We start from the raw sequence: 20,690 nt of genomic DNA, 5'->3' as shown, positions 1-20,690 counted from the left end.
GTTACGGTTAGTAGAGAAACGCTCTTGATGAACCTGCGGGCTCAGAACCTTGGACTGTCTAAGCGGCCTTGAGGTACCTCTGAAATTAGGGGATTCATGTTGCAGCGGTCACAATGCCAGCATAAGCTCCATGGCTGGAAAGTATGTTATCCGTTCATGAGCACGGGTGGTTGATGGGCCCCAGTAGAGCAAGTCGTGGCTACGATTTTAGAACTAATGCTGCGCTTTTTCATGGGATGAAAAATAAATTTTGGTTTGGCTAATTAGCTGACATACACAGGGAAGTGCTTTATGCATGCCATCGCACCTTATTCGATCCGCTTTTACGACCCTAATAGCAATGAAAAAAATATCGAGGATCGGTACTCGAAGCTAGATAAGATTGGGGCGTATGATGCGTTTAAGGTTTTAGAAGATTATGTCAATAGACTGGATGATAAGTTTGTCATCGTTGAGGAAACGAAACAGGTCTATCGATTCAAGGGGATGAAGACTTTTCCTGAGCGACGTCAGGTCGCTGGTTGGTTTGAGGTCGGAAGCTATGGCGTAAAAAATGATATTATAGATATTAAAACAGGGAATGTTGACTATAAGAAAACTCAAGAGAACGCCGAAATAATACGCCATTATGTTAGGTTTTTTGTGCCCGTTGGATTTAATGAAGGTATTGCGTTGCTTCACAGTTTTAAGGGGGGCGGTATAAAAACATTGCTGCACGATTTGCTTCGTGTGGAGTTTTTAAAGATAACAAGATTAAATATGCAGATGAATCCACTGGCGTATAAGAAAGCATTTGTTGCGTGGGAGAAAGCTTATGCTAAAGAATTAAGGCTAACAAAGTTTGAAGGCATGAATGATATTACAGATCAGATTAAGAGGTTGGGTCACAAAGAACAGCAGCTTGTTATTAAGCCTCCAAGCCGCGCCTCCTTAGGTAGATTCAAAGATTATCTTGATCCGAATAGCGAAGAATATAAAGTTGTTGAATATCTTTCGCCGATGTGTGCCCATGTAAAAGTTGTTTTCGAACTTGACGGTAAGAAACGGACATTCACAATTGGTAGGCCAGCAGATGAGCAGGTTTGCGAGATCGCTATTGATGAAGAAGACGTAGATTTTGTAGCTGGAAACCCGGAGTCGAAATCGCTGCACAAGTGGTGTACAAGAGTCCTACAAGATCTCGCAGATTCGCTTTATCCTAAGATGGGGGTAAAGGTATGAGTAGCAAGATAAATGTAACTGATATTCTGATGGGTCACATTGCAACGCTATCTGATCCCGCAGGGAAAAGATCGATAGGTGACTATGTTACTTTTTTTTTAGTTCCCGTGTTAGTCGCCGGGTTGGGTTTGTTGGCTGGATACAATCTCAATAAGGACGTTTCGTCGATGCTGGTCAATTTTGGGGCAATTTTTACTGCCTTACTATTGTCGGTTTTAGTCCTGGTTTACGATCAAGAGAGCAAGTTAGAGTCCAGAAAGGGAGAGGACCCTCTTTATGAATCAAAAAGAAAATTGCTCGGTCAGCTCTATTATAATATCTGCTTTTCAATATTGAGTTCTATTGTTCTCGTTGCTCTATGCTTTGTTCATTCGGTTATTTATAGAATGAAATACGATCTTGGTATTGGGGATTCTGCTTTTCAGTTTAGTTATGCTAAGCATGTTGTTACTCCTTTAGTGATTTTTGTTACTGCAAATTTGCTTCTTACAATTGTAATGATAGTGAAGAGAATGCATGCAATGCTGACCATATAGTTGTTTCATATGTGGTCAGCGCTGTGCGATTTCTATTTTGTAGGTTTAACAATCTCACCAACTCGTCGATAGACTTTCTTGGTCATCTCCTCGGTTGAGTGACCCAGCAGCCGGCTTGCATGCGCTAACTCAATCTCACTTGCCGCTTTCGGCCGGATGTCCTTGAACTGAAACTGCCGAATGCTAGCAGCCAGTGTCGGGTCGCCATCAGTCGCTGCTTTGATTGCGGCCTTCTCTCGTGCATCGTCCCATCGGTTCCGTAGCATTTGCTGGCTCATCCGCAGCCCTGATGCGTTGGTGATCAACGTTGATGTCCTAATGCTGTTAATGGCCCTGCGTTCCTGTAGATCCTCGATAAACGCACTTAAGCCAGACTGGACACCTGCCTCTTCCAGCCGCAGACGCAGCCTCTTTTCGGTTTTACCCTGACCAATCAGCAAAAAACCGTTGTTCAGGTCGGTGGCGGCGATCTTGAGCACATCCGCGGGGCGTTGTCCGGTCAAGTAGGCTAAGTCCATCGCGTCCTTAAGCTCTTGCACTGCCTCGGCGTAGACCGCATTCCATACGGTCTCGCCGGCATAGTAGTCCCTGGGCTTCTCCTTGTTGCGACGAACGCCGAAGCACGGATTGGCTTTATCGGTCAGGCCCCACTCTCGGGCAATGGTGAATGTGTGAGAGAGCAGGGCGATTTCCCGATTGGCTCTGACCTTGGCTGTTCTGGCATCGCGGTACTGGGCGACCACCTGGGGTGTGATCGATTCGATAGGAGCACTTTCAAAGGCTTTCCTGAGTTGCTTGAGCTCCTTGTGGTTATCCGACTGGGTACGGATCGACTTGCCTGGGATGATTTCTCTTTCATATCGATCGAATACGTAGCTCATCAGGTGGTTGGGCTTTGGCGGCGCTTTACGCTCCAGCCTGGCCCATTCCACCTTAGCCTGATCGAGGTCCGTACCCAGCGGGATCTCCTTTCGTTTGCCGTTAATATCCCTGCCGTTGTAGTAGTAAGACGTCCAGATCTGGCCGCTCTTACCCTTTCTGATACGCCGCACCATACGTGGCGGCAGGTCCCGGTTGGCTGTGGTTTTCTTGCGCATGCGTCAGCTCACATTCGCCAGATTGAGTGACCACGTTTCAGCAACCGCGTTGACCGAAGAAGGCTTTACTCCTGCCAGCTTCAGTCTGGCGTAAACACGGCCCACAACAGGGCGTCGCGCGCCGGTCAAAACAAACTGCCAATGGTTTTCTGTCAGCCATTGGATTTGTTTGGACGGGAGCTGGTAGCCGGTGATCGTGCACAGCTCCTCATCGGCCAGGGTTTCACTTTGTAGTTCCATTACCGAATGTCCTTAGGCTGTAGCAAGGATAGGTAGTTGTGCATCGTTGGAAGGGGCGTATACCCCACGACAGGCTGCGCGGGCGGGCGTTCCTGAGCGATCAGCGCTGCATCAACACTGGCTGCCTCGCGCAGCTTTTCGTGGGGTATAAGTGCTTCGTCAGTGGCGCTGATAGGGTCAATAATGCCTGCTGCTTCGCAGCAGAGACTCTTTGTTTCTTGCGCGTCGACGCCGCAAGCGTTGCGGAGCAAAACGGGCATGGATTGGCTTTTTTTCTGTTCGATTTTCATGCCGCTTTTCTCCGATTTTCGATAGCGAGCTGGTCCATCAGGCGCTGGTGATAGGTGGTCCGTGCCTCGGCAGCGGACCAGGGGCGGATGATTTCCACCATGGGCTCGACTCCGACCAAGCAATCCCAGATAGCCGAATCGGTTGGCATGAGGTCGCGGCGCTCGGTGGCCAGCGCGATCAGGTCTGCGTGGCGGACGGTTACGGGTAGCTTTCGGTCGAGGTTGAAGCGGGTGCAGATGCAGTGCCAGATCCAATCCTCTGCATCGACATGTACTCGCTCCTTCAGCGGTCGCCCCGTGTTGCCGAGGTATGCTTCTGTTGCGGCATGGAGGAGTGCCGCAAGCTTATCCTCGTCGGGCACCAGGTCGGCGACCATGCAGGAGTGTTGCGCTACGCTGTAGAACTCTCGGGTGTGCCCGTTGAAACGGCACAGGAGCGCCAGCGAGTGGGTGATGTCGCGTGGTTCGATCAGATTGGCGGCCGGCGACCATGGGTCAAATCGCTTACCGGTAAAGGTGAGGATCCCGCTCATGCGGCCTCCTTGACGAGATCTGCCAGCAGCAGAGCGTGCTTGGTGTCTTTGTGCAGTTGGCGCACGGCGTCGGCACCGATCCGCTCGGTCAGCTGGCGGTCGAACTCTTTACGAAAGCGCGACAGCTCCTGCAACTCGGTGGTGGCCTTGGTGCAAGCCTGCTGCAGTTCACCGGCGGCCTCTGGGCTCAAGCGCAGTAATGGGATAGGACGCTTCATGCTGCGTCCTCCTGAGCTACCGGCTCAAGTAGGGCGGCCATGGCGAGGGCTTGATCGCGGAGGGCGTTTGTTTCGCGAGTGATGGCCTTGCCGGTGCGTAGCGCGTTGAATGTGGCTGCAGCAATTCGCAGCTTTTCCGCAATATCCAGCAGCGTCTGGCGGTCGCCTTCGCCGAGTTTCGAAGCCGCCCAGGCGTGCTTGTAGTGGGTATACAGCTTCTTGTGTTCGCCTCGGCTGTGTTCGAGCAGCAGCTGCAGTTCTCGGATTTCTTCTGAACTGTCAGCTTTCTGGATACTTTTTCCTTCCTCCATGCCCTCGGTGCGGCCATTGACGAGGCCGCACCTGTAGCCGGCCCAGTACACCATGCCGGTGCTGATGATGAGGGCGATCAATGCGCAGATTTCAGTGGTAGTCATGTGGTGTGCTCCTGGTGGTTTTGCTGGGCCGGTGGTGGCGGCCGATTAGGGTTGCTCTGGTGATACACCGTATTGGCGCGGCATTTCTTCATCTGCCTTGTAGGCGCGGACGTCGATCAATGCCGCAACGTGTCGGATATGGGCGTATCTCAATGACTTGCTGCTGTGGTCCAGGGTGGTTACTGGGAGCTGTATGCGGCCGCTGTTGATTGCCTCTGTAAATGTCTTCTCATTGAGATTTTTGAAGTAGTGCACGCGCAGCTTGTCTAGGGGGATAAGTACATCGCCAAAGATGTGGTGCAGCATCTCTACGGTGGATGAATCCGGTGCGGGTAGTAGTCGAAGCGGTGCTTGGTTGTTACTGCTCATGGGGCTGGGCCTCCTTGCGTCTGTTTCTTGCCGGGTGGTTCCAAGCATTAAGGCAGTGGCGTTTGGTCAGTTCCCGCAGATGTTCTGGTACTTCGAGGAGCGCGGCGTTGCGCTCCTCTTTGGTGCTCAGGGCTAAGATCTGGCGGGCGTATTCCCTAGGCCACGTCACGACGGTCTGCCGGGATCGCTGGCATCTCAAGTCCCAACTGCTCGGCGAGCCAGGGTAGGCCGGCTTGCTTCACCCGGGTGGATTGGCTGTATTGCATGCCTAGCTCCGGGTGCCACCACTGGCCGTCTTTGATCCGCAGGTACTCACGGTCGCGGGTGGGGTAGGCCGGCAGATTGCGCTCGTTGAGTAGCCCCTTTTCGCGCATGAGGTCGATCAGTTTTGGCCGGGTGATGCCCAGGTACTGGGCTGCTTTGGCGAGATTGCGTTCCATGGTTAACCCCCTATGCCGCGTGTGCTGCAGGAGTTGCGACTGCAGCCAGGTGGTTGATGGACTCGACGATCTTCTCGTACATCTCGGTGTCGCTACCGCACACGGTGAAGCACTTGGTGCGGGGCTTTTTCACACCAATGCTCATGATGGTCGTCACGGCTTTGCGCGTGATGTTGCGATGGAGGGCAATGTGAATGGGGAGGTCGAACCCCATGTCCAGGCTGAGAGTGCCGCCTGTCCGGACCAGCTCAAACACCTGCTGCCGTTGTTCGGCTTCAAAGGTGCCGAAGCGGCGGTTTGCATGAGGAGCTGTCAGCAGATCGCCTGAACTGCTTGGGTCGAAGGGGCCGTTTACGATCTCCTCGATAAAGTCGGCCAGCTTGAGGTGCATCTTCTTTTCGTTCGGTAGGGTCAGCGTGTGGCGTTCGCTACCCAGCTCGACAGTGAAGAGCGTGTCGGATTTGCTGCGTTCAACCTTTAGACGGAACGACAGCACATCACGCCGCGGGGTGGACCGGAGCGTATGAGTAAAGGTTTCGGTCAGATTGACCTGGGCGTTTAGCAGCTGCAGCGTGCGATTGTCGAGTTTGTACTTCCTCATGCCGCATGCCCTCCGCCGTTCGGGCCGAAGGGGGCAGGGGTGCTGCGGGGTTTCTGCTTGGGTTTGCTGGCGACGAACTCGCACCCGGCTTCACGGGCCAGGCGGCGGATTTCAAAGGTACGGAATGGATCAGCAGCAGCCGGGTGGACGTGCAGAGTTGCTGTGGTGTGCATGGTATTGCCTCGCTCTGTGGTGGAAGAGTGAGGCGAATATCACGTGTTGTGATTATTTAGTCAACACGAAATGTGATTATTTTGAGTGATCATGTACAAACCGTGATGACTTGAGGATCCCTCCAACCAGATGAACTTTGGACACTTCTACTTGAGTGAGGTGGATGGGGCCATGGTCCTTGTTGACGCTATCAAATCGAAAAATACCGTCACGCAGATAGATGAATTCTTTAATCATGGATCGACCATCATGGGTCTGCACCATGACCTCGTCGCCTGCTAAATAGCTTTTGTTCGGCTCGATCAGCACATACTCACCGTTTTTTATGCGCGGATGCATGCTGTCGCCTATGACCCGTAGGCCGTAGGCATTTGGATCATCACTGTAAATTTGCAGGTATCCATCGCCATGGCCGACGGGGAAATCAAGCGGTTCAAAAAAACCATCTACGCCCAATTTGGCTGTCCCCACAACGGGTACCACTCCCTTTTTAGTTGCACCTAGGTTTGTTACGGCGCCGTTTGGATCCTGTGTTGATAAGCCAAGGATCATTGGGTCCACATTGCTTATGGAGTCCTGCAGGGAATTTGAGTCAATTCCGCTTATCAGTTCTGCAACAGAAACGCCCAGAGCTGGGGCTAGCAGAATCAGATCGGTTAGGTTCGGCTCTCTGAGATCACTCTCATAATTTCCAATTCTCGATTGAGATGACCAGCCACAAACCTCAGCCAAAGCTTTCTGGCTGAGCCCTTTGTTTTTTCTGAGCCGCTTGATGCGGGAGCCTAAAGTATCCATGTCAGATTTTTATCACGTATTGAAATGTATTTTTCTCACTTATCGTGTTGAAAAAATCACGTAACGTGATTAGAGTTGCGGCGTCGAAAGGAGTTTTCTGTATGAACCGAATTGCTCACCTCAGAAAAGGGGCGAACATCAAGCAAAGGGATTTGTTCGAGTTACTTGGGTGGACTCAGGCTCGACTCAGCAATTATGAGTCTGGTCATAGGACGCCCGGCTTAAGCGAATGTAGGGCAATTACGGCGGCGCTGAATCACTTGGGGGCGACCTGTTCACTTGATGATGTTTTTCCTCCGGATGCCGTTTATCCGAGTGCAGCTTAGAAAAAAGGCGACCGAAAGGCCGCCCAGTTCCTCCCGGCACGCACCACCACAGCGCTGTCGGGTCGCGATAAAGGTAGGCGGGCACACCACATGCAAACCGCTTTCCTTTACCGCGCTTTCCAGGGCTTGGAAGCCTTGGGTTGCTGCCTTTCTCCACCACAGATTGAGGCAGCTGTTGCGCCAGGGGTGAGCGACGGATCGCTTGCCCCGGCACGGTGCCGGTGTCGGTCTTGCGGACCTAGCCGGCTTTTGGGCCCTTTCAAGCCACGCGGCAAATGTATCACCACTGCATGTCGCGCGGCACTGGCAACTTATTAGGATTAATGCCATGAGCCGAATTGCTCTTAGTTGTGTTGACCGGGCGCAGCGGGAAGTCCTGCCACTCGATCTAGCGCTTTACCATGCTGCACGGGACTACCCCGGCGGCGCCGCAGCCATCGCCGCCACCACCGGCAGAAACGCCACCACGCTGCAGCACAAGTTGTCCCCGACCCACCCCAGCCACACAGTGAACATTCAGGAGTTCGGCGAGATCCTGGAACTGACCAAGGATCGCCGGATTCTTGATGCCGTTCATGCCCTGGTCGGCGACACGATCTGGCAGGAACTGGCAGAGACCTACACAAACGACATGCCCGAAACCCTGACCACTGGCATCGCAGAGTACTTCCGGCAAGTCGCTGATCTGGCCGAGACTTGGGCCAAGAGCATCGGCGATGGGGTGGTGAGCGACCAAGAGCTGGCCGCGATTCGTCTGCAGGTGTTCCGCGGTATTCAGGGGCTGCTGGGGTTGTTCAACCGCGCCACGTACGTCAACCAGACAACGCGGGGTGCTGACCGTGGCTGACATTGCCGACTTCGCCAACGACCTGGTGCAGGAGCGTATCGATCAAGCTCTTGCTGCTCGCAGTGCCGCCAAGCCGATATTGCCGGCTGCTTCCTTTATATTTTGTGAGGATTGTGACGATCCGATCCCCGAGGCCCGCCGCTTGGCCCAGGCTGGGTGTACCCAGTGTGTGAGCTGTCAGGTTCTCACTGAGTCGCGGGAGGCCCGGTATGCTCGATGAGGTATTGGGGCAATTCGCAGACTACGGCCTTGAGCCCGCGCAGCCTTTGGTTTTCGGCAAGCTGACTCGCTGCAAGACAGCGCAGGACAAGGGCAAGGAAAAAAACGGGTGGTACGTCGTCCACGAACATCGGACGGAAAAGGGCGAAACGCTGATTTTCGGGAGCTTCGGTGACTGGCGCTCGGGCGAGACGCAGAAGATCAAGGTCAAGGCCGGGCGGATGTCGCCAGAGGAGCGCGAGGTAATGCGCGCTCGGCAAGAGGAGGCCAAGCGTCGCGCAGCTGAGGTTGCCGCCAATGCCGCTCGCCGGGCGGCGAACCGGGCGGCGGGCCTGTTCAGACGCATGCCGGAGAAGGGCAGAAGCGCGTATCTGGATCGTAAGCAAATCGTCGGCCTCAAGGTGCGTTATGCGCCGCGCACTGGGGCGGTCCTCGTTCCTATGTGCAACGTTCGGGATCAGATTGTCGGCCTGCAGGTGATCTATCCGGGGGCGCAACCAGAGACAGGTCGTGACAAGTCCTATTGGCCCTATGGTATGGCGAAGGAAGGCTCCTTTCACCTGATTGGCCCGCACCCTGAGCCAGGTGAGCCGGTGCTGGTCTGTGAAGGCTATGCAACCGGCACCAGCCTGCATATGGCAACTTCGCTGACAGTGGCGATTGCTTTTGATGCGGGCAATCTGCTGGCGGTCGCCAAGGCCATGCGTGAACGCTTCCCGGGGCGCCCAATCATTGTCTGCCGGGATGATGACTGGAAGACCAAGCGCCCAAACGGTGAACCCTGGAACCCTGGAGAGGAGAAGGCCAATAACGCCGCAACGGTTGTTGGCGGCCAGGTGGTGGCTCCAATCTTTTCTGGTGAGCGCGAGGATAAGTGGACGGACTTCAACGACCTGCATTGTGCAGAGGGTTTGGAGGCCGTCCGCCGGCAAGTGCTGGCGGTGGTCAAACCGCCGGCAGCAGGCGGCTGGAAAGATCAGCTCGCACGCACTGAGAACGGTTCGCTGATTGCGCACATGCAGAACGTGGAGTTGATCCTTGGCAATGATGAGCGTTGGTCTGGGGTGATCGGTTTCAGCGCGTTCAGCTCCAAGATCGTCAAGCTGCGAGCAGCTCCCTACGGCGGTGGCGTTGGTGATTGGGCCGACATCGACGACATGCTTGTAATGAAATGGCTCGCGCAGCAATACAACTTGCGGGTCAAATCCACACATGTGATCGAGGCCGTCAGCGTGGTTGCCCATGATCACGCGTTCCATCCCGTGCGGGACTATCTGAACGGCCTGGAGTGGGACCGAGTGCCTCGGCTTGACTCTTGGCTGACAGATATCATGGGTGTTGCTCCGACTGAATACAGCTCGAAAGTTGGCAAGCGCTGGATGGTGTCCGCCGTGGGCCGGGTTATGAAACCGGGCTGCAAGGCGGACTCGGTAATGATCCTCGAAGGCGCCCAGGGCGCTGGTAAATCCACCGCAATGAGCATCCTCGGTGGCGAGTGGTTCATGGACACACCTTTTGCCCTGGGTGACAAGGACGGGTTTCAGGCAATTCGCGGCAAGTGGATCGTCGAGCTGGGCGAGCTGGACAGCTTCAACAAGGCTGAGTCGACCAAGGCCAAGCAGTTTTTCTCGGCCTCGACCGACACCTACCGCGAGAGCTATGGCCGCAGAACTATGGACGTGCCACGCCAGTGTGTGTTCGTCGGTACGACCAACCAGGACGAATACCTGAAGGACGCCACGGGCAACCGTCGCTATTGGCCGGTGGCATGCACCAAGGTCGAGCTTGAGCTGCTGCGGCAGATCCGCGATCAGCTCTGGGCAGAGGCGATGTTTTGCTACCTATCCGGGGATATCTGGTGGGTAAATCGGGATGAGTCCCCGCTGTTCGCTGAGGCGCAGGAGGAGCGCTTTGTGATGGACGAATGGGAGGGGCCAATTCTCAGCTGGTTGGAAGAGTCCCAGATCGGCGAGACCGCGACCGGTACGGACATTCTGTCCGGTGCATTGAAGCTGGACTTCGGTCATTGGGGTAAGCCTGAGCAGATGCGCGTCGGAGCGATCATGCATCGGCTTGGATGGCGCAAGGTGCGCCTGTCAGCGCTCGCCAAAAGCGGGATCCGGCCATGGGCATACAAGAAGCCGGCAGGGTGGGGGAAGGCTGTTGCCCTGGTGCAGGAGAAGTTCGAGGAGCCCTGTTTCGATGATTAAGGAAATCGACGCACTACTGAGGGTATGGGCTCTGGAACTTCATAGTGATCTATCCAGCGGCGGGCTGGCTGGTGGTAACATGGTTGCGATGATGATGGAAAGCAATGGTCAATTGATCCGCGGCAAACGCGCAAGCAAGGCGCCGCTGGAAAGCTCGCTGGATATGGAACTCATTGTGACGAAGCATCTGGACGAACAACTTGCCACAGTCGTGCGTGAGCATTATTGCAGTCATGACTCCAACATGCCGCTGCGTTACGCACACTGCGGGTGCGGTCGTGACACCTACTACCAGCGTCTGCACGACGCACACGTGTGCATATGGTGGGTGTTGATGGGGAAGGCTGCTTGACTCCTACCCTGGCTTCGCCTGTCACAGTCCTATTGGCTCGCCTTGTCCAGCTGCACTTTAATGCAGCCGGACAAGCGCGGGCCGCGTTGTTTCTGGTCTGTCCTACCGTCCAGCCTTCCCGCACGCCATGCACACACATGAGCGCAGCGGGAGCGCATACGCGCCATGGGCGCGCAAGCGTGTATTAATAATTCCTTCTTTACACGAGAAATCAGAGTTAAAAGTAGGACAGTGGGGCGGAGCCCCGAATTTAGGCGCCTGTAGCCGTCCTACTTCGACCTAGCAAAGTGGGACAGCCCAGACAGAGCCGAAGGCTCTGATAGCCGAGGTGTTGAATCTCCCCGCGTTACCTCTGTGTTGTCCCTGCATTACACCCACATCGCACCCGTATTGCTCGGTGGCATTAAAAGTTACTTGCTGCCACCGGAATCGACCTGTAAAAAGTACCCATCTTCGATAGGTGCGACCGCAGAGAGCGGCAGGCACCACACTCACCAAACCCGGCCCTTGCGCCGGGTTTTTGCGTTTAAGGGGCAGGGGAATGACGAACGAGCAGCAAACGCTGGTGGACATGCCGATCTGGATGCTGATTGTGCTTTCACTGGTCGGCGGTGTTTCCGGAGAGATGTGGCGAGCTGACAAGGCGGGCGCCCGGGGCTGGGCCTTGATTCGCCGCCTGGCACTTCGGTCGGGAGCCTGCGTGGTCTGCGGGCTGGGCACCATCATGTTGTTGCACGCCGCCGGGGTTTCGATCCTCGCAGCAGGCGGGATCGGATGCCTCACAGCAATGGCCGGCGCCGATGTTGCGATTGGCTTGTACGAACGCTGGGCCGCCAAGCGGTTGGGCGTTTCCGATTTGCCTCCCGGCAGCGGCGGGGCGGCCTGAAATTGCCGGGGACCCTGGGGATATCCAGAGGACACGGGGCTCGAAACCCGCGGGAAAGTGTTAGCGGCAGGGCTGCCAGCTTACTGAAATTCAATCCATTGAAATTGAAAGGTTTCCATTGAAAAGCCGTTGAAAAGGAGGGCTCATGGCAGAACCACTTTTCCTGTCAAAGAGCGCCTTCGCGGCTCGACTTGGCAGGGCGCCCAGTTACATCACCTGGTTGAAAAACAACAACCGACTGGTGCTGACCGATGACGGCAAGCTGGTGGATGTTCTGGCCAGCGAGGCGTTGATTCGCGACACCGCGGACCCGAGCAAGGCCGCCGTCGCCGACCGCCACCAACAGGAGCGGATTCAGCGCGACGTTTACGGCCAGCTTTCCACCTCGGCCGAGCCGACTTCCACGGCTGCGCCGCCGCCCGCGATCACCCCTGCGGGGCAGCTTCCCGACTTCCAGAAAGCCCGCGCACTGCGCGAACACAACCTGGCCCAGTTGGCGGAAATCGAGCTGCACAAGGCCAGGGGCTCGCTGGTTGTCATGAAGGCCGTGGAAACCGGCGCCTACAACGCCGGTCGCTTGCTGCGTGATCAGCTGCTGGGCATGCCGCCACAACTGGCTCCCGAACTGGCAGCCATGACGGATCCCTGGGAAATCGAGAAGCACCTGACGGCGGCGCTCCGCCGCTCGCTGGAGGATGCCGAGCGGCTGTCCTCGGCGGACCTTGAACACGACCTAACGAGTTAAGCCCATGCCTACGGAATTTCCTGACGGTGCAGAGGTGTACCGCGAGGCGTATTTCCGAGGGCTGCGACCTGACCCGGATCTCTGGATCAATGAGTGGGCCGACGATTACATACGCATCCCGCGTGATGCCGGTGCCGCCGAGCCCGGCCAGTACCGCACCTCGCGCACGCCGTATGCACGCGAGCCTATGCGTTGCCTGTCACCGGCTCACCCCTGTAAGCGAGTGGTCACCATGGTGGCCTCGCAGTTGATGAAAACGCAGATCGCCTTGAACTGGATTGGCGGCCTGATTCACATGGCGCCGTCCAACATTCTGGCGCTGCTGCCAAGCCTCGGCCTGGCTAAGCGGGTGTCGTCCCGGATCAATAAAACGATCAAGGCTACGCCGGTTCTGCGCGAGCGTGTGGCCTCCAGTCGCTCGCGGGATGCGCGCAACACCATGGACACTAAGGAGTTCGAGGGTGGTTCGTTGTACGTCACCACCGCCGGATCGGCGGCCAACTTGGCCGAGCTGTCGGCGCGCTATGTCTACGGTGACGAGATTGACCGATGGCAGGTGGACGTGGGGGAAGAGGGCGACCCTATCGAGTTGGCGGAGACTCGGGGGAGTACCTTTGGCCGTAACGCCAAGTTCTACTTCTCCAGTTCGCCGACGATCAAGGGCGCCTCCCGGATCGACGATCTGTTTCAGGGTAGCGACCAGCGTTACTTCTACGTCCCTTGTCCGACCTGTGGGCACATGCAAACCCTGGAATGGGAGCGCCTGTACTACTCGAAGGACTACAGCATTGTGCATTACCAGTGCGCAAACTCTGACTGTGACGTGCTGATCGAGGAACACCACAAGGGCGAGATGCTCGCCAAAGGCGAATGGCGCGCCCACGCCGAGGGTGACGGCGAGACAATTGGGTTCCACCTCAATGCGCTGTACTCGCCGCCGGGCTGGATGGACTGGCGGTCCCTGGCCAAGCAGTTCGAGAAAGCGAAAAAAGCCCAGGCTAAAGGCGACCTTGAGCCCATGCAGGTGTTTTACAACACCCGTCTGGCGAAGGTTTGGGACTCCGCGCAAGAGCAGACCAAGGCCGACACGCTGAAGGCCAGGGCACGGCTGGAGGCTTACGGCCTCGGCTCGATGCCTGCAGGTGTGTTGATGATTACCGGTGCTGTCGACGTACAGGCCAACCGCCTGGAGTTTATGGCGATGGGCTGGGGCGTCGGTATGGAGCGCTGGGTTATCGACTACCAGATTGTCGCGGGCGACCCAGCGGACGAACGTACCTGGGCGGCGCTGGACGAGTTGCTCAAGGTCAAATATCGCCATCCGTGCGGCGTTGGCCTGGGCATTCTGGCGGTGGCTGTCGACTCTGGCGGTCACCACACGGACGAGGTTTACCAGTTCTGCCGTGTGCGGCGCTGGCGCAACGTGTTTGCCATCAAGGGTGCGAGTAAGCCCGGTAAGCCAGTGATTGCCCAGCGGCCGTCCATGGTGGATGTCACCTGGAAGGGCCAGACGGAGCGGGGTGGTGCCGAGCTGTGGTTTGTTGGTACTGACACGGCAAAGGACTGGATCTACAACCGCTATCCGTTCGAGTCCGGACCAGGTGCCTTGCACTTCGCCAATGACTTGCCCGATGACTTCTTCGCGCAGTGCGTCGCAGAGCGCAAGGTCGCTCGTTACGTGCGCGGCCATAAGCGCATCGAGTGGGTCAAGGGCAAGGCCGAGCGAAACGAAGCGCTCGACCTGATGGTGTATTGCCTGGCCATGGCTCATTACTTGGGCCTCAACCGCTACAAGGAACACGACTGGGAGCGGGTGCGTCAGGCCTTGGCTCAGTCCGGGTTGTTCGACGATGCCCAGGGCATCAAGCCCGTTCAGGGCGAGCGCCTCAGCAGTGCCGATGTGTCGGTGCCTGAATCAGCAGCGCAACAACCCGCACCGCAACCCCTTGCACCGGCTGTGCAATCACGACCGGCTGCGCCACCTCAACGCCGCAGCTCCAGCAGCGGTTACCTGAAGAGACGCTGATATGTCCTTTACCCAGAAGCACCTCGACGCGGTTGAGGGGGCCATTGCGCGCGGTGAGAAAACCGTGCGCTACGGCGACCGCACCGTGGAATACCGGTCCATCGACGAGCTGATCAGGGCTCGCGACGAGATCCGCACCTCGCTGGTCAACTCGGCCGCACCGCGCTCCCGCGTGGTTCGGATCTATCACGGAGGCAAAGGAGTCTGATGGCCCGACATTATCCGACGCTGAGCCGTAGCGGATTCTTGTTGCCGTCGAACATCAAGGCCAGTTACGAAGGCGCCGGAGAGGGCCGCCGGTCCACTGGCTGGGATGCTCCCGACAACGGGATCAACAGCATCAACACCCCAGCGCTGCGCAACCTGCGTGCCCGTTCGCGGGCAGCAGTTCGTAATGACCCGTATGCCTTCAACGTGATCGACAAGCGCGTCAGCAACCTGATCGGCACCGGCATCACGCCAAGGCCGCGAATCGAAGACGACACCCTGCGCAATTTGCTGCAGGAGCTGTGGGACGACTGGGTCGATGAGTCGGACGCCGATGATCGTACCGACTTCTATGGCCAGCAGGCGCTGGTCGCCCGGACGGTTGAGACCTCAGGCGAATGCTTTGTTCGACTGCGTCCACGCAGTCTGGAGGAGGGCCTAGCGGTTCCTCTCCAACTCCAGGCGCTGGCGCCTGAGTTCGTGCCTCACGACAAGTACGAGACCACGCGAGACGGTAACTTCATCCGCGCCGGGATCGAGTTCACCCCAGGCGGCAAGCGGGTGGCGTACTGGATGTACCTGGCACATCCGCGTGATGCCACATCGCTGAACGCCGGCTACAACCAGCTGGTGCGCGTGCCGGCCACTCAGGTGCTGCACATCTTCGAGCCGGTCGAGCCGGGCCAACTGCGCGGTGTGCCGCGCCTTTCACCGGTTCTGAAACGCCTGCGCAGCCTCGATAACTACGACGACGCCGTGCTGTTCCGGCAGGAGGTGGCCAACTTGTTCGCTGGCTTCATCAGTCGACCGCCACCGGATTCTGGTCAAGCGCCGAGGGATCCGGTCACCGGCCAGCTGTTGACGCTCGACCATGATGGCTTCACGCCCATGGTCGCGCTGGAGCCCGGAACCATGCAGGAACTAGCACCAGGTGAGGAGGTGGAGTTCTCCAAGCCACCGGACGCGGGCAACAACTATCCGGACTTCATGCGACAGCAACTGATGGCCGCTGCTGCTGGTACGGGCACGCCTTACGAGATCCTCACCGGCGACATGCGGGAGGTTAATGACCGGGCGTTGCGGGTGGTCCTCAACGAGTTTCGGCGGCGGCTGGAGCAGCTGCAGTTCAGCGTGTATGTGCATCAGCTCTGCCGGCCAGTACGGGCAGCGTGGCTGGACATGGCGATCCTGTCGGGTGCCGTGGAGCTGGCCAACTACGCACAACGACGCCGCGAATACCTGCGCACGCGTTGGGTTCCACAGGGCTGGGCCTACATTCAGCCGGTACAGGACGTACAGGCACGGCGGATGGAGGTGCAGGCAGGGTTCGCATCTCGCAGCGAGATGTGTCTGCGCACCGGTTATGACGCTGAAGCGGTCGACGCAGAAAACGCCGCCGATCTGGCTCGGGCGACCAGCCTGGGCCTCAATTACACAACCCTCGATGCCGTCGAGCCGCTCGACGACAAGGAGCAACCATGAGCAAAACAGCGCGACCGCGCATTTACAACCGCGCCGGCAAGCAAGTGCAGGTCAAGGACAAGACCTGGTACGCGTTGCAGGTCAACGGCGAAGCCACGGAACGGCTCATTGAAATTTTTGTTTACGGCGAGATCGGCACCTGGGGCATCACCGCCAATCAGTTCGTGCAGGATCTGCGCGCCCTGGATGACGGTGTTTCTCCGGTGATCGCGGCATTCAACAGCGTCGGTGGTGACCTGTTCGACGGACTGGCCATGCACAACGCATTGGCGCGCCTGGGCGAGCGTTGCACGGGGCGTATCGATGCGCTGGCGGCCAGCGCGGCCAGTGTCGCGGTATGCGGCGCGCACAAGGTAGTGATCGCGAGCAACGCCATGCTGATGATCCACAACCCGTGGACCTACGCCTCGGGCGATGCCGAAGACTTCCGCAAGGTGGCCGATGTGCTCGATCAGACCATGGAAGCTATCATTGCCGCTTACAAAGCGAAGGCGCCGGACATCGATGAGGCCGAGTTGCGGCGATTGGTCGATGCTGAAACCTGGCTGACTGCCAACGAGGCGGTGGCTTTGGGGCTGGCAGACGAAATCGGCGACGGGGTGAAGGTCAAGGCCTGTCTCGGCCAAGGCGTGGTGCTGCAACGCTACCAGCATGCTCCTGCCGAGCTGCTCGCTCAGTTCAATGAACCGCCGGAGTCGGATCCTGAACTGGAGCCCGATGACCCGACTCCTGTGCCGGCTGTGGCTGATGCGTCCAAGCTGGCCCTGATGATCACCCAGCGCTGCGCCGCGGGTGGTATCAGCAATCTGGTAGAGCCGTTGCTGGCATCCACCAAGCTGGAAAGCGAATCCATCGTCCTGGCTGCGCTGGATCGGGCCAATGCCGTGCACGACCTTTGTGTCGCAGCTCGGTTACCTGAGTTCAGCGTCGAGTACGTCAAGGCTGGCCTGGATGCGTCGGCTGTTCGGGCTCGCCTGTTCGACAAGATCGTCAGCAGTGGGAAGGGCTTTGAAATCGACAGCAGCCTGCCGCTGGAAAGCGATCCACCACCCAAGATGCAGGCCAGGCAGATTGATCAGTCCTCTATCTGGGCTGCCCGCCAGGTCGCACATACCCCATCCGCAAAAGGAGTAAAATCATGAATCAACGAGAGCCAATGCACGCGGGTGAGTTCCTGCTGTCCGAGGGGGCCGGCACCATTTCTCGCGAAGCCATCAACGTTCAGGCCGGCCCAGCGTTGGAGCCCGGCCAGATCCTCGGGCTGGTCACGGCGACCGGTGAGTTCGCCCCTTACAACCCGACCGCTGAAGACGGCAGCGAGAACGCCCAGGCGATTCTTTATGGTCCGCTGGGCGAATCTGACGTGGTGCGGCGAGGCCGTGCTGTGGTCCGTCTGGCCGAGGTTAGCGAAGCGCACCTGACCGGCCTGGATCCTGCCGCTGAGAAGGCCCTGGCCACCCATTCTGTGATTGTTCGCTGATGCCAGAAGGGCCCGCCCGGGCAGATTACAGTCGGCAGCCTCGAAAGGGGCCAGGACAACCACCCGGACGGACTTCTAAAAGGTAGCCGCACACGGTGCTGCTATCCATCAGACAAATCCCAAACCCGCTTAAGCGGGTTTTTTGCTTTCTGGAGAAAGATTCATGGCTGATATTCAAATCTTCAACGACGATGCGTTTTCCGTGTCGTCCCTCACGGCAGCAATCAACGAACAGGAATACCTGCCGGGCCGCATCAGTAGTCTGGGCCTGTTTCATGAGGAGGGCATCCCCACCATCACGGTGCAGATCGAAAAAGACGGTGACACCCTGGCGCTGGTGCCAGCAGGTGAGCGTGGCACCGCGGGGCTGGTGGTTGGTGGGAGCAAGCGCAACCTGATCCCATTCAATACTGTTCACCTGCCTCAGACATTCTCCATCAGAGCCGACGAGATCCAGGGCATTCGTGCTTTCGGTACGCGGTCGGAACTGCAAGCAGTGTCGGATGTGGTCAACAAGCGTCTGGCCAAGTGCCGTCGACAGCTGGACGCGACCCATGAGTTCCAGCGCATGGGGGCTCTGAATGGCCTGATCCTTGATGCGGACGGAAAAACTCCTCTCCTGGATATCTACAAGACCTTCGGGGTGACTCGCAAAAAGATGTCCATGGGCCTTGCCAGTCCCGATACCGAGTTGCGGGTGAAATGTGGTGAGGCGCTGGACTTGCAGGAGGAAGCGCTGGGCAGCATCACCAGCAGCGGGTCCCGTGCGCTCTGTGGGAAGAATTTCTGGAACAGGCTGATTGTTCATCGCTCCGTGAAGGAGACTTACCTGGCCAGTCAGCAGGCAGCGGCGCTGCGCGGTGATGCTCGTGAAAGCTTCGAGTTCGGTGGGATCGTCTGGGAACGCTATCGCGGCAAGATCGCAGGCGTGGCCTTTGTTCACGATGACAAGGCGCTGCTGATCCCCGAGGGGGTTCCTGAACTGTACATCTCGAGGTTTGCTCCGGCCGATTACATGGAAACGGTCAACACTGAAGGCCTGCCGTACTACAGCAAGATCGAGCCAATGCCTTTTGGCAAAGGCATGGCCGGCGAAGCGCAGTCCAACCCGCTGCACCTGTGCACCCGGCCACTGGCGCAGATCCTGCTGGAACTCTGATCATGGGCATTCGCGATCTGATACGCGACGCCGATGAAACCGTGTTCTCGACCCTGGGCGACTCTGCCCGGATCGAGGGCAAGGAGGAGCCCGTGCTGGGGATGTTCGCAGCACCCTGGCTTCAGCCTCGTATGGGGAGGATCAGCACGCCCATTCGTGAGCCGCGGTTTGAGATCCGCGTCAGCGATTCCGGTGGTCTGCGCCAGGGTCTGCTGGTAACGGTAGATGTGCCGGAGCTGGACGGTGGGGGCGACTACGATCTGATGAACCTGGAGCCATCTGGTGACGGTCTGGTCGCTCTCATTCTGAGAAAGCGGCCATGAGCGTCGGCAGCTATTACAAGCCCTCGGCCAGCGGCGGGATGATTTCTCTGCAGGCGTCGTCGGCTGATCTGCAGGCGTTCAAGGACTTCGCGGCGGTGGTGCCCAAGGCTGCTGCTGCGGCTCAGCGGAGAGCTATCAACAAGACCATTGGGTGGTTGCGCACGCATATTGCCCGGGCTGTCAGCCGGTCGGAGCGGGTCGCTCTGGCGGCCGTCCGGCAGCGACTGCGCAGCTATCCGGTTTCCAATGGCGCCCAGGTCGGCAAGCTGTGGTTCGGTCTCAATGCCATTGAGGCGAGCCGCACCGGTCGGGCCCGGCAGAACAGGTCCGGGGTGTCGGTCGCGGGGCGGCGCTTTCAGGGCGCGTTTCTCAAGACGGTCTACGGCAACAGCCCCGATATCTGGATCCGTACTGCGAGCAAACACTTCGATGCCGAGGATTATCCCGACAGCGAGGTGACCAGGCAGGTCGGGGCAAGTTCGGGCTGGATCGCCGAAAACGACAATCGCTTTCCCTTGGCCAAGGCCAAGGTCTCGCTGGAACAGGCGCGACCGCACTTTGACAGCTGGACGCGTAAAGCCGACCAACGCTTGCTGCAGGTCCTGCAGCAGGAACTCAACTTTGAACTGCAAAAGTATCTGAAGGGGAATGCCCGTGGCTGATGAAGAATCCAGCCTCCAGCAGTTTTATGGGGCCATCGAGCAGCACCTGCAGTTAAGTTTGCCCCGTGTTGCGATTGTGAAGGTCTGGCCGGTCATTGGAACCAGCATCCCGCTGCCGGCGATCTTCATCGAACTGGCAGAGTTCGAACCAGGGAGGGATCCGGGAACAGGCGAGACGGGGTTGGTCTGCAAGATGGAAGCCCGGATTGTGACCGACCCACTTCACGCTGATCATCATCAGCAAGCGGTATTTCTGGCGGGCCGGCTCGCGGTGCTATTGCGCATGCAGACCTGGGGACTGGAAATCGAACAGGCAGAGTTTGTCCAGGCCATGCAGGACTGGACCAAGCCGGAGCTGGATAGTTACACCGTCTGGCTGGTGGAGTGGACGCAGCAGATCTATCTCGGCGAGGAAGAGTGGCCCTGGCTCAATCAGCCACCAGGCTCGCTTGTCTGGGGTTTTGTTCCCGACACCGGCCCGGGTGGTGAAGGCAACTATCTGCCACCGGAGGCCATGGAGTGAGCTATGTATCGGCAATGCACGACCGCATGCTGGCCTGCCTGGTAATTCCTTGTCGGGTGGTCGCGGTCGACCTCGCCGCCGCCATGGTCCGGGTTTCGGACGGCAGCGGTTGGACCAGTGCCTGGGTGCGTTGGCACAGCCAGGCGGCGGGTAAGGCGCGTCACTGGCGGGCACCAAGCCTGAATGAGCAGGGTGTCCTGATCAGCCCGAGCGGCGAGCCCGCTCAGGGCACCTTCGTGCCGGGGCTGTACGGCAACGCCGGTGCCCAGCCGGACAACCGCGACCACGTCGAGACCTGGCGCTTCGACGATGG

The 20,690-nt window shown here is 58.0% G+C and carries 30 protein-coding genes; 19 read left to right on the top strand and 11 right to left on the bottom strand.

The features are described from left to right. Nucleotides 1-291: 291 nt before the first annotated feature. Both CRO75_RS29960 and CRO75_RS32755 read left to right on the top strand, forming a co-directional pair. The gene (locus CRO75_RS29960; protein WP_097140138.1) at nt 292-1,221 is read left to right on the top strand and encodes a hypothetical protein; all 930 of its coding nucleotides are present in this window, start codon (nt 292-294) and stop codon (nt 1,219-1,221) included. Further along, on the top strand, nt 1,218-1,757 hold the full coding sequence (locus CRO75_RS32755; protein WP_143504252.1) for a hypothetical protein: 540 nt from the start codon (nt 1,218-1,220) through the stop codon (nt 1,755-1,757). Before CRO75_RS29960 ends, CRO75_RS32755 begins: the two co-directional genes overlap by 4 nt. A 32-nt stretch (nt 1,758-1,789) precedes the next feature. Here CRO75_RS32755 and CRO75_RS29955 read toward each other — a convergent pair whose 3' ends face one another. From CRO75_RS29955 to CRO75_RS29905, 11 genes are all read right to left on the bottom strand, one after another. Further along, nucleotides 1,790-2,854: a tyrosine-type recombinase/integrase gene (locus CRO75_RS29955; RefSeq protein ID WP_097140136.1), complete on the bottom strand. Its 1,065-nt coding sequence runs from the start codon at nt 2,852-2,854 to the stop codon at nt 1,790-1,792. A gap of 3 nt (nt 2,855-2,857) precedes the next feature. Continuing rightward, nucleotides 2,858-3,094: a DUF4224 domain-containing protein gene (locus CRO75_RS29950; protein WP_053279510.1), complete on the bottom strand. Its 237-nt coding sequence runs from the start codon at nt 3,092-3,094 to the stop codon at nt 2,858-2,860. Beyond that, nucleotides 3,094-3,384, bottom strand: a complete 291-nt coding sequence (locus tag CRO75_RS29945) for a hypothetical protein (protein WP_097140134.1) — start codon at nt 3,382-3,384, stop codon at nt 3,094-3,096. The genes CRO75_RS29950 and CRO75_RS29945 overlap by 1 nt, the downstream gene beginning before the upstream one ends. Further along, nucleotides 3,381-3,917 carry a phosphohydrolase gene (locus tag CRO75_RS29940; protein ID WP_097140132.1) on the bottom strand — a complete coding sequence of 179 codons (537 nt, stop codon included), beginning with the start codon at nt 3,915-3,917 and terminating at the stop codon, nt 3,381-3,383. Before CRO75_RS29940 ends, CRO75_RS29945 begins: the two co-directional genes overlap by 4 nt. Then, on the bottom strand, nt 3,914-4,135 hold the full coding sequence (locus CRO75_RS29935; RefSeq protein ID WP_097140130.1) for a hypothetical protein: 222 nt from the start codon (nt 4,133-4,135) through the stop codon (nt 3,914-3,916). The genes CRO75_RS29940 and CRO75_RS29935 overlap by 4 nt, the downstream gene beginning before the upstream one ends. Then, entirely contained in the window at nt 4,132-4,551 is a 420-nt protein-coding gene (locus CRO75_RS29930) for a hypothetical protein (RefSeq protein WP_097140128.1), read from the bottom strand. Before CRO75_RS29930 ends, CRO75_RS29935 begins: the two co-directional genes overlap by 4 nt. Before the next feature lie 45 nt (nt 4,552-4,596). Then, on the bottom strand, nt 4,597-4,920 hold the full coding sequence (locus CRO75_RS29925) for a pyocin activator PrtN family protein (RefSeq protein ID WP_097140126.1): 324 nt from the start codon (nt 4,918-4,920) through the stop codon (nt 4,597-4,599). A 155-nt stretch (nt 4,921-5,075) separates the two neighbouring features. Beyond that, nucleotides 5,076-5,360, bottom strand: a complete 285-nt coding sequence (locus CRO75_RS29915; protein ID WP_097140122.1) for a phage antirepressor KilAC domain-containing protein — start codon at nt 5,358-5,360, stop codon at nt 5,076-5,078. Nucleotides 5,361-5,370: 10 nt separating this feature from the next. Further along, the gene (locus CRO75_RS29910) at nt 5,371-5,961 is read right to left on the bottom strand and encodes a hypothetical protein (RefSeq protein ID WP_097140120.1); all 591 of its coding nucleotides are present in this window, start codon (nt 5,959-5,961) and stop codon (nt 5,371-5,373) included. Then, complete coding sequence (locus tag CRO75_RS33080; RefSeq protein WP_177409812.1) at nt 5,958-6,134, bottom strand: hypothetical protein; 177 nt, start codon at nt 6,132-6,134, stop codon at nt 5,958-5,960. The genes CRO75_RS29910 and CRO75_RS33080 overlap by 4 nt, the downstream gene beginning before the upstream one ends. 76 nt (nt 6,135-6,210) lie before the next feature. Then, a complete protein-coding gene (locus tag CRO75_RS29905) occupies nt 6,211-6,930 on the bottom strand; it encodes an XRE family transcriptional regulator (protein ID WP_097140118.1) in 720 nt (239 codons plus the stop codon). A gap of 101 nt (nt 6,931-7,031) precedes the next feature. Here CRO75_RS29905 and CRO75_RS29900 point away from each other — a divergent pair, with 101 nt between their 5' ends. From CRO75_RS29900 to CRO75_RS29820, 17 genes are all read left to right on the top strand, one after another. Continuing rightward, nucleotides 7,032-7,256: a helix-turn-helix transcriptional regulator gene (locus tag CRO75_RS29900; protein WP_097140116.1), complete on the top strand. Its 225-nt coding sequence runs from the start codon at nt 7,032-7,034 to the stop codon at nt 7,254-7,256. 328 nt (nt 7,257-7,584) lie between these two features. After that, a complete protein-coding gene (locus CRO75_RS29895; RefSeq protein ID WP_177409811.1) occupies nt 7,585-8,103 on the top strand; it encodes a phage regulatory CII family protein in 519 nt (172 codons plus the stop codon). Then, a complete protein-coding gene (locus CRO75_RS29890) occupies nt 8,096-8,323 on the top strand; it encodes a TraR/DksA family transcriptional regulator (protein WP_097140173.1) in 228 nt (75 codons plus the stop codon). The genes CRO75_RS29895 and CRO75_RS29890 overlap by 8 nt, the downstream gene beginning before the upstream one ends. Beyond that, nucleotides 8,313-10,532 carry a VapE domain-containing protein gene (locus tag CRO75_RS29885; RefSeq protein WP_097140112.1) on the top strand — a complete coding sequence of 740 codons (2,220 nt, stop codon included), beginning with the start codon at nt 8,313-8,315 and terminating at the stop codon, nt 10,530-10,532. The genes CRO75_RS29890 and CRO75_RS29885 overlap by 11 nt, the downstream gene beginning before the upstream one ends. Continuing rightward, the gene (locus tag CRO75_RS29880) at nt 10,525-10,884 is read left to right on the top strand and encodes a hypothetical protein (protein WP_097140110.1); all 360 of its coding nucleotides are present in this window, start codon (nt 10,525-10,527) and stop codon (nt 10,882-10,884) included. The genes CRO75_RS29885 and CRO75_RS29880 overlap by 8 nt, the downstream gene beginning before the upstream one ends. A gap of 541 nt (nt 10,885-11,425) precedes the next feature. After that, the gene (locus tag CRO75_RS29875; protein WP_097140108.1) at nt 11,426-11,770 is read left to right on the top strand and encodes a phage holin family protein; all 345 of its coding nucleotides are present in this window, start codon (nt 11,426-11,428) and stop codon (nt 11,768-11,770) included. A 145-nt stretch (nt 11,771-11,915) separates the two neighbouring features. Next, nucleotides 11,916-12,515: a terminase small subunit gene (locus CRO75_RS29870; RefSeq protein ID WP_097140106.1), complete on the top strand. Its 600-nt coding sequence runs from the start codon at nt 11,916-11,918 to the stop codon at nt 12,513-12,515. Nucleotides 12,516-12,519: 4 nt separating this feature from the next. Next, nucleotides 12,520-14,541 (top strand): phage terminase large subunit family protein, encoded by a 2,022-nt coding sequence (locus CRO75_RS29865; protein WP_097140104.1) that lies wholly within the window; start codon nt 12,520-12,522, stop codon nt 14,539-14,541. 1 nt (nt 14,542) lies between these two features. Beyond that, complete coding sequence (locus CRO75_RS29860) at nt 14,543-14,749, top strand: hypothetical protein (RefSeq protein WP_097140102.1); 207 nt, start codon at nt 14,543-14,545, stop codon at nt 14,747-14,749. Next, a complete protein-coding gene (locus tag CRO75_RS29855) occupies nt 14,749-16,230 on the top strand; it encodes a phage portal protein (protein ID WP_097140100.1) in 1,482 nt (493 codons plus the stop codon). Before CRO75_RS29860 ends, CRO75_RS29855 begins: the two co-directional genes overlap by 1 nt. Next, complete coding sequence (locus tag CRO75_RS29850; protein ID WP_097140098.1) at nt 16,227-17,372, top strand: head maturation protease, ClpP-related; 1,146 nt, start codon at nt 16,227-16,229, stop codon at nt 17,370-17,372. The genes CRO75_RS29855 and CRO75_RS29850 overlap by 4 nt, the downstream gene beginning before the upstream one ends. Continuing rightward, nucleotides 17,366-17,710 carry a head decoration protein gene (locus CRO75_RS29845; RefSeq protein ID WP_097140096.1) on the top strand — a complete coding sequence of 115 codons (345 nt, stop codon included), beginning with the start codon at nt 17,366-17,368 and terminating at the stop codon, nt 17,708-17,710. Before CRO75_RS29850 ends, CRO75_RS29845 begins: the two co-directional genes overlap by 7 nt. Nucleotides 17,711-17,873: 163 nt before the next feature. Continuing rightward, nucleotides 17,874-18,869 (top strand): major capsid protein, encoded by a 996-nt coding sequence (locus tag CRO75_RS29840; RefSeq protein ID WP_097140094.1) that lies wholly within the window; start codon nt 17,874-17,876, stop codon nt 18,867-18,869. 2 nt (nt 18,870-18,871) lie between these two features. Then, nucleotides 18,872-19,192 (top strand): hypothetical protein, encoded by a 321-nt coding sequence (locus tag CRO75_RS29835; protein WP_097140092.1) that lies wholly within the window; start codon nt 18,872-18,874, stop codon nt 19,190-19,192. After that, nucleotides 19,189-19,854, top strand: coding sequence for a hypothetical protein (locus CRO75_RS29830; protein WP_097140089.1), 666 nt, complete (start codon nt 19,189-19,191; stop codon nt 19,852-19,854). The genes CRO75_RS29835 and CRO75_RS29830 overlap by 4 nt, the downstream gene beginning before the upstream one ends. Beyond that, the gene (locus CRO75_RS29825; protein WP_097140171.1) at nt 19,847-20,377 is read left to right on the top strand and encodes a hypothetical protein; all 531 of its coding nucleotides are present in this window, start codon (nt 19,847-19,849) and stop codon (nt 20,375-20,377) included. Before CRO75_RS29830 ends, CRO75_RS29825 begins: the two co-directional genes overlap by 8 nt. Further along, nucleotides 20,374-20,690 (top strand): phage baseplate assembly protein V (locus CRO75_RS29820; protein ID WP_143504051.1); only part of this gene is annotated, 317 nt, incomplete at its 3' end. The genes CRO75_RS29825 and CRO75_RS29820, both read left to right, overlap by 4 nt.

It is taken from the genome of Pseudomonas sp. LAMO17WK12:I10 (assembly GCF_900215185.1).
GTDB lineage: Bacteria > Pseudomonadota > Gammaproteobacteria > Pseudomonadales > Pseudomonadaceae > Aquipseudomonas > Aquipseudomonas chlororaphis.
The sequence above is the reverse complement of the archived record's forward strand: the minus strand, read 5'-3'. Positions and strand labels throughout refer to the sequence as shown.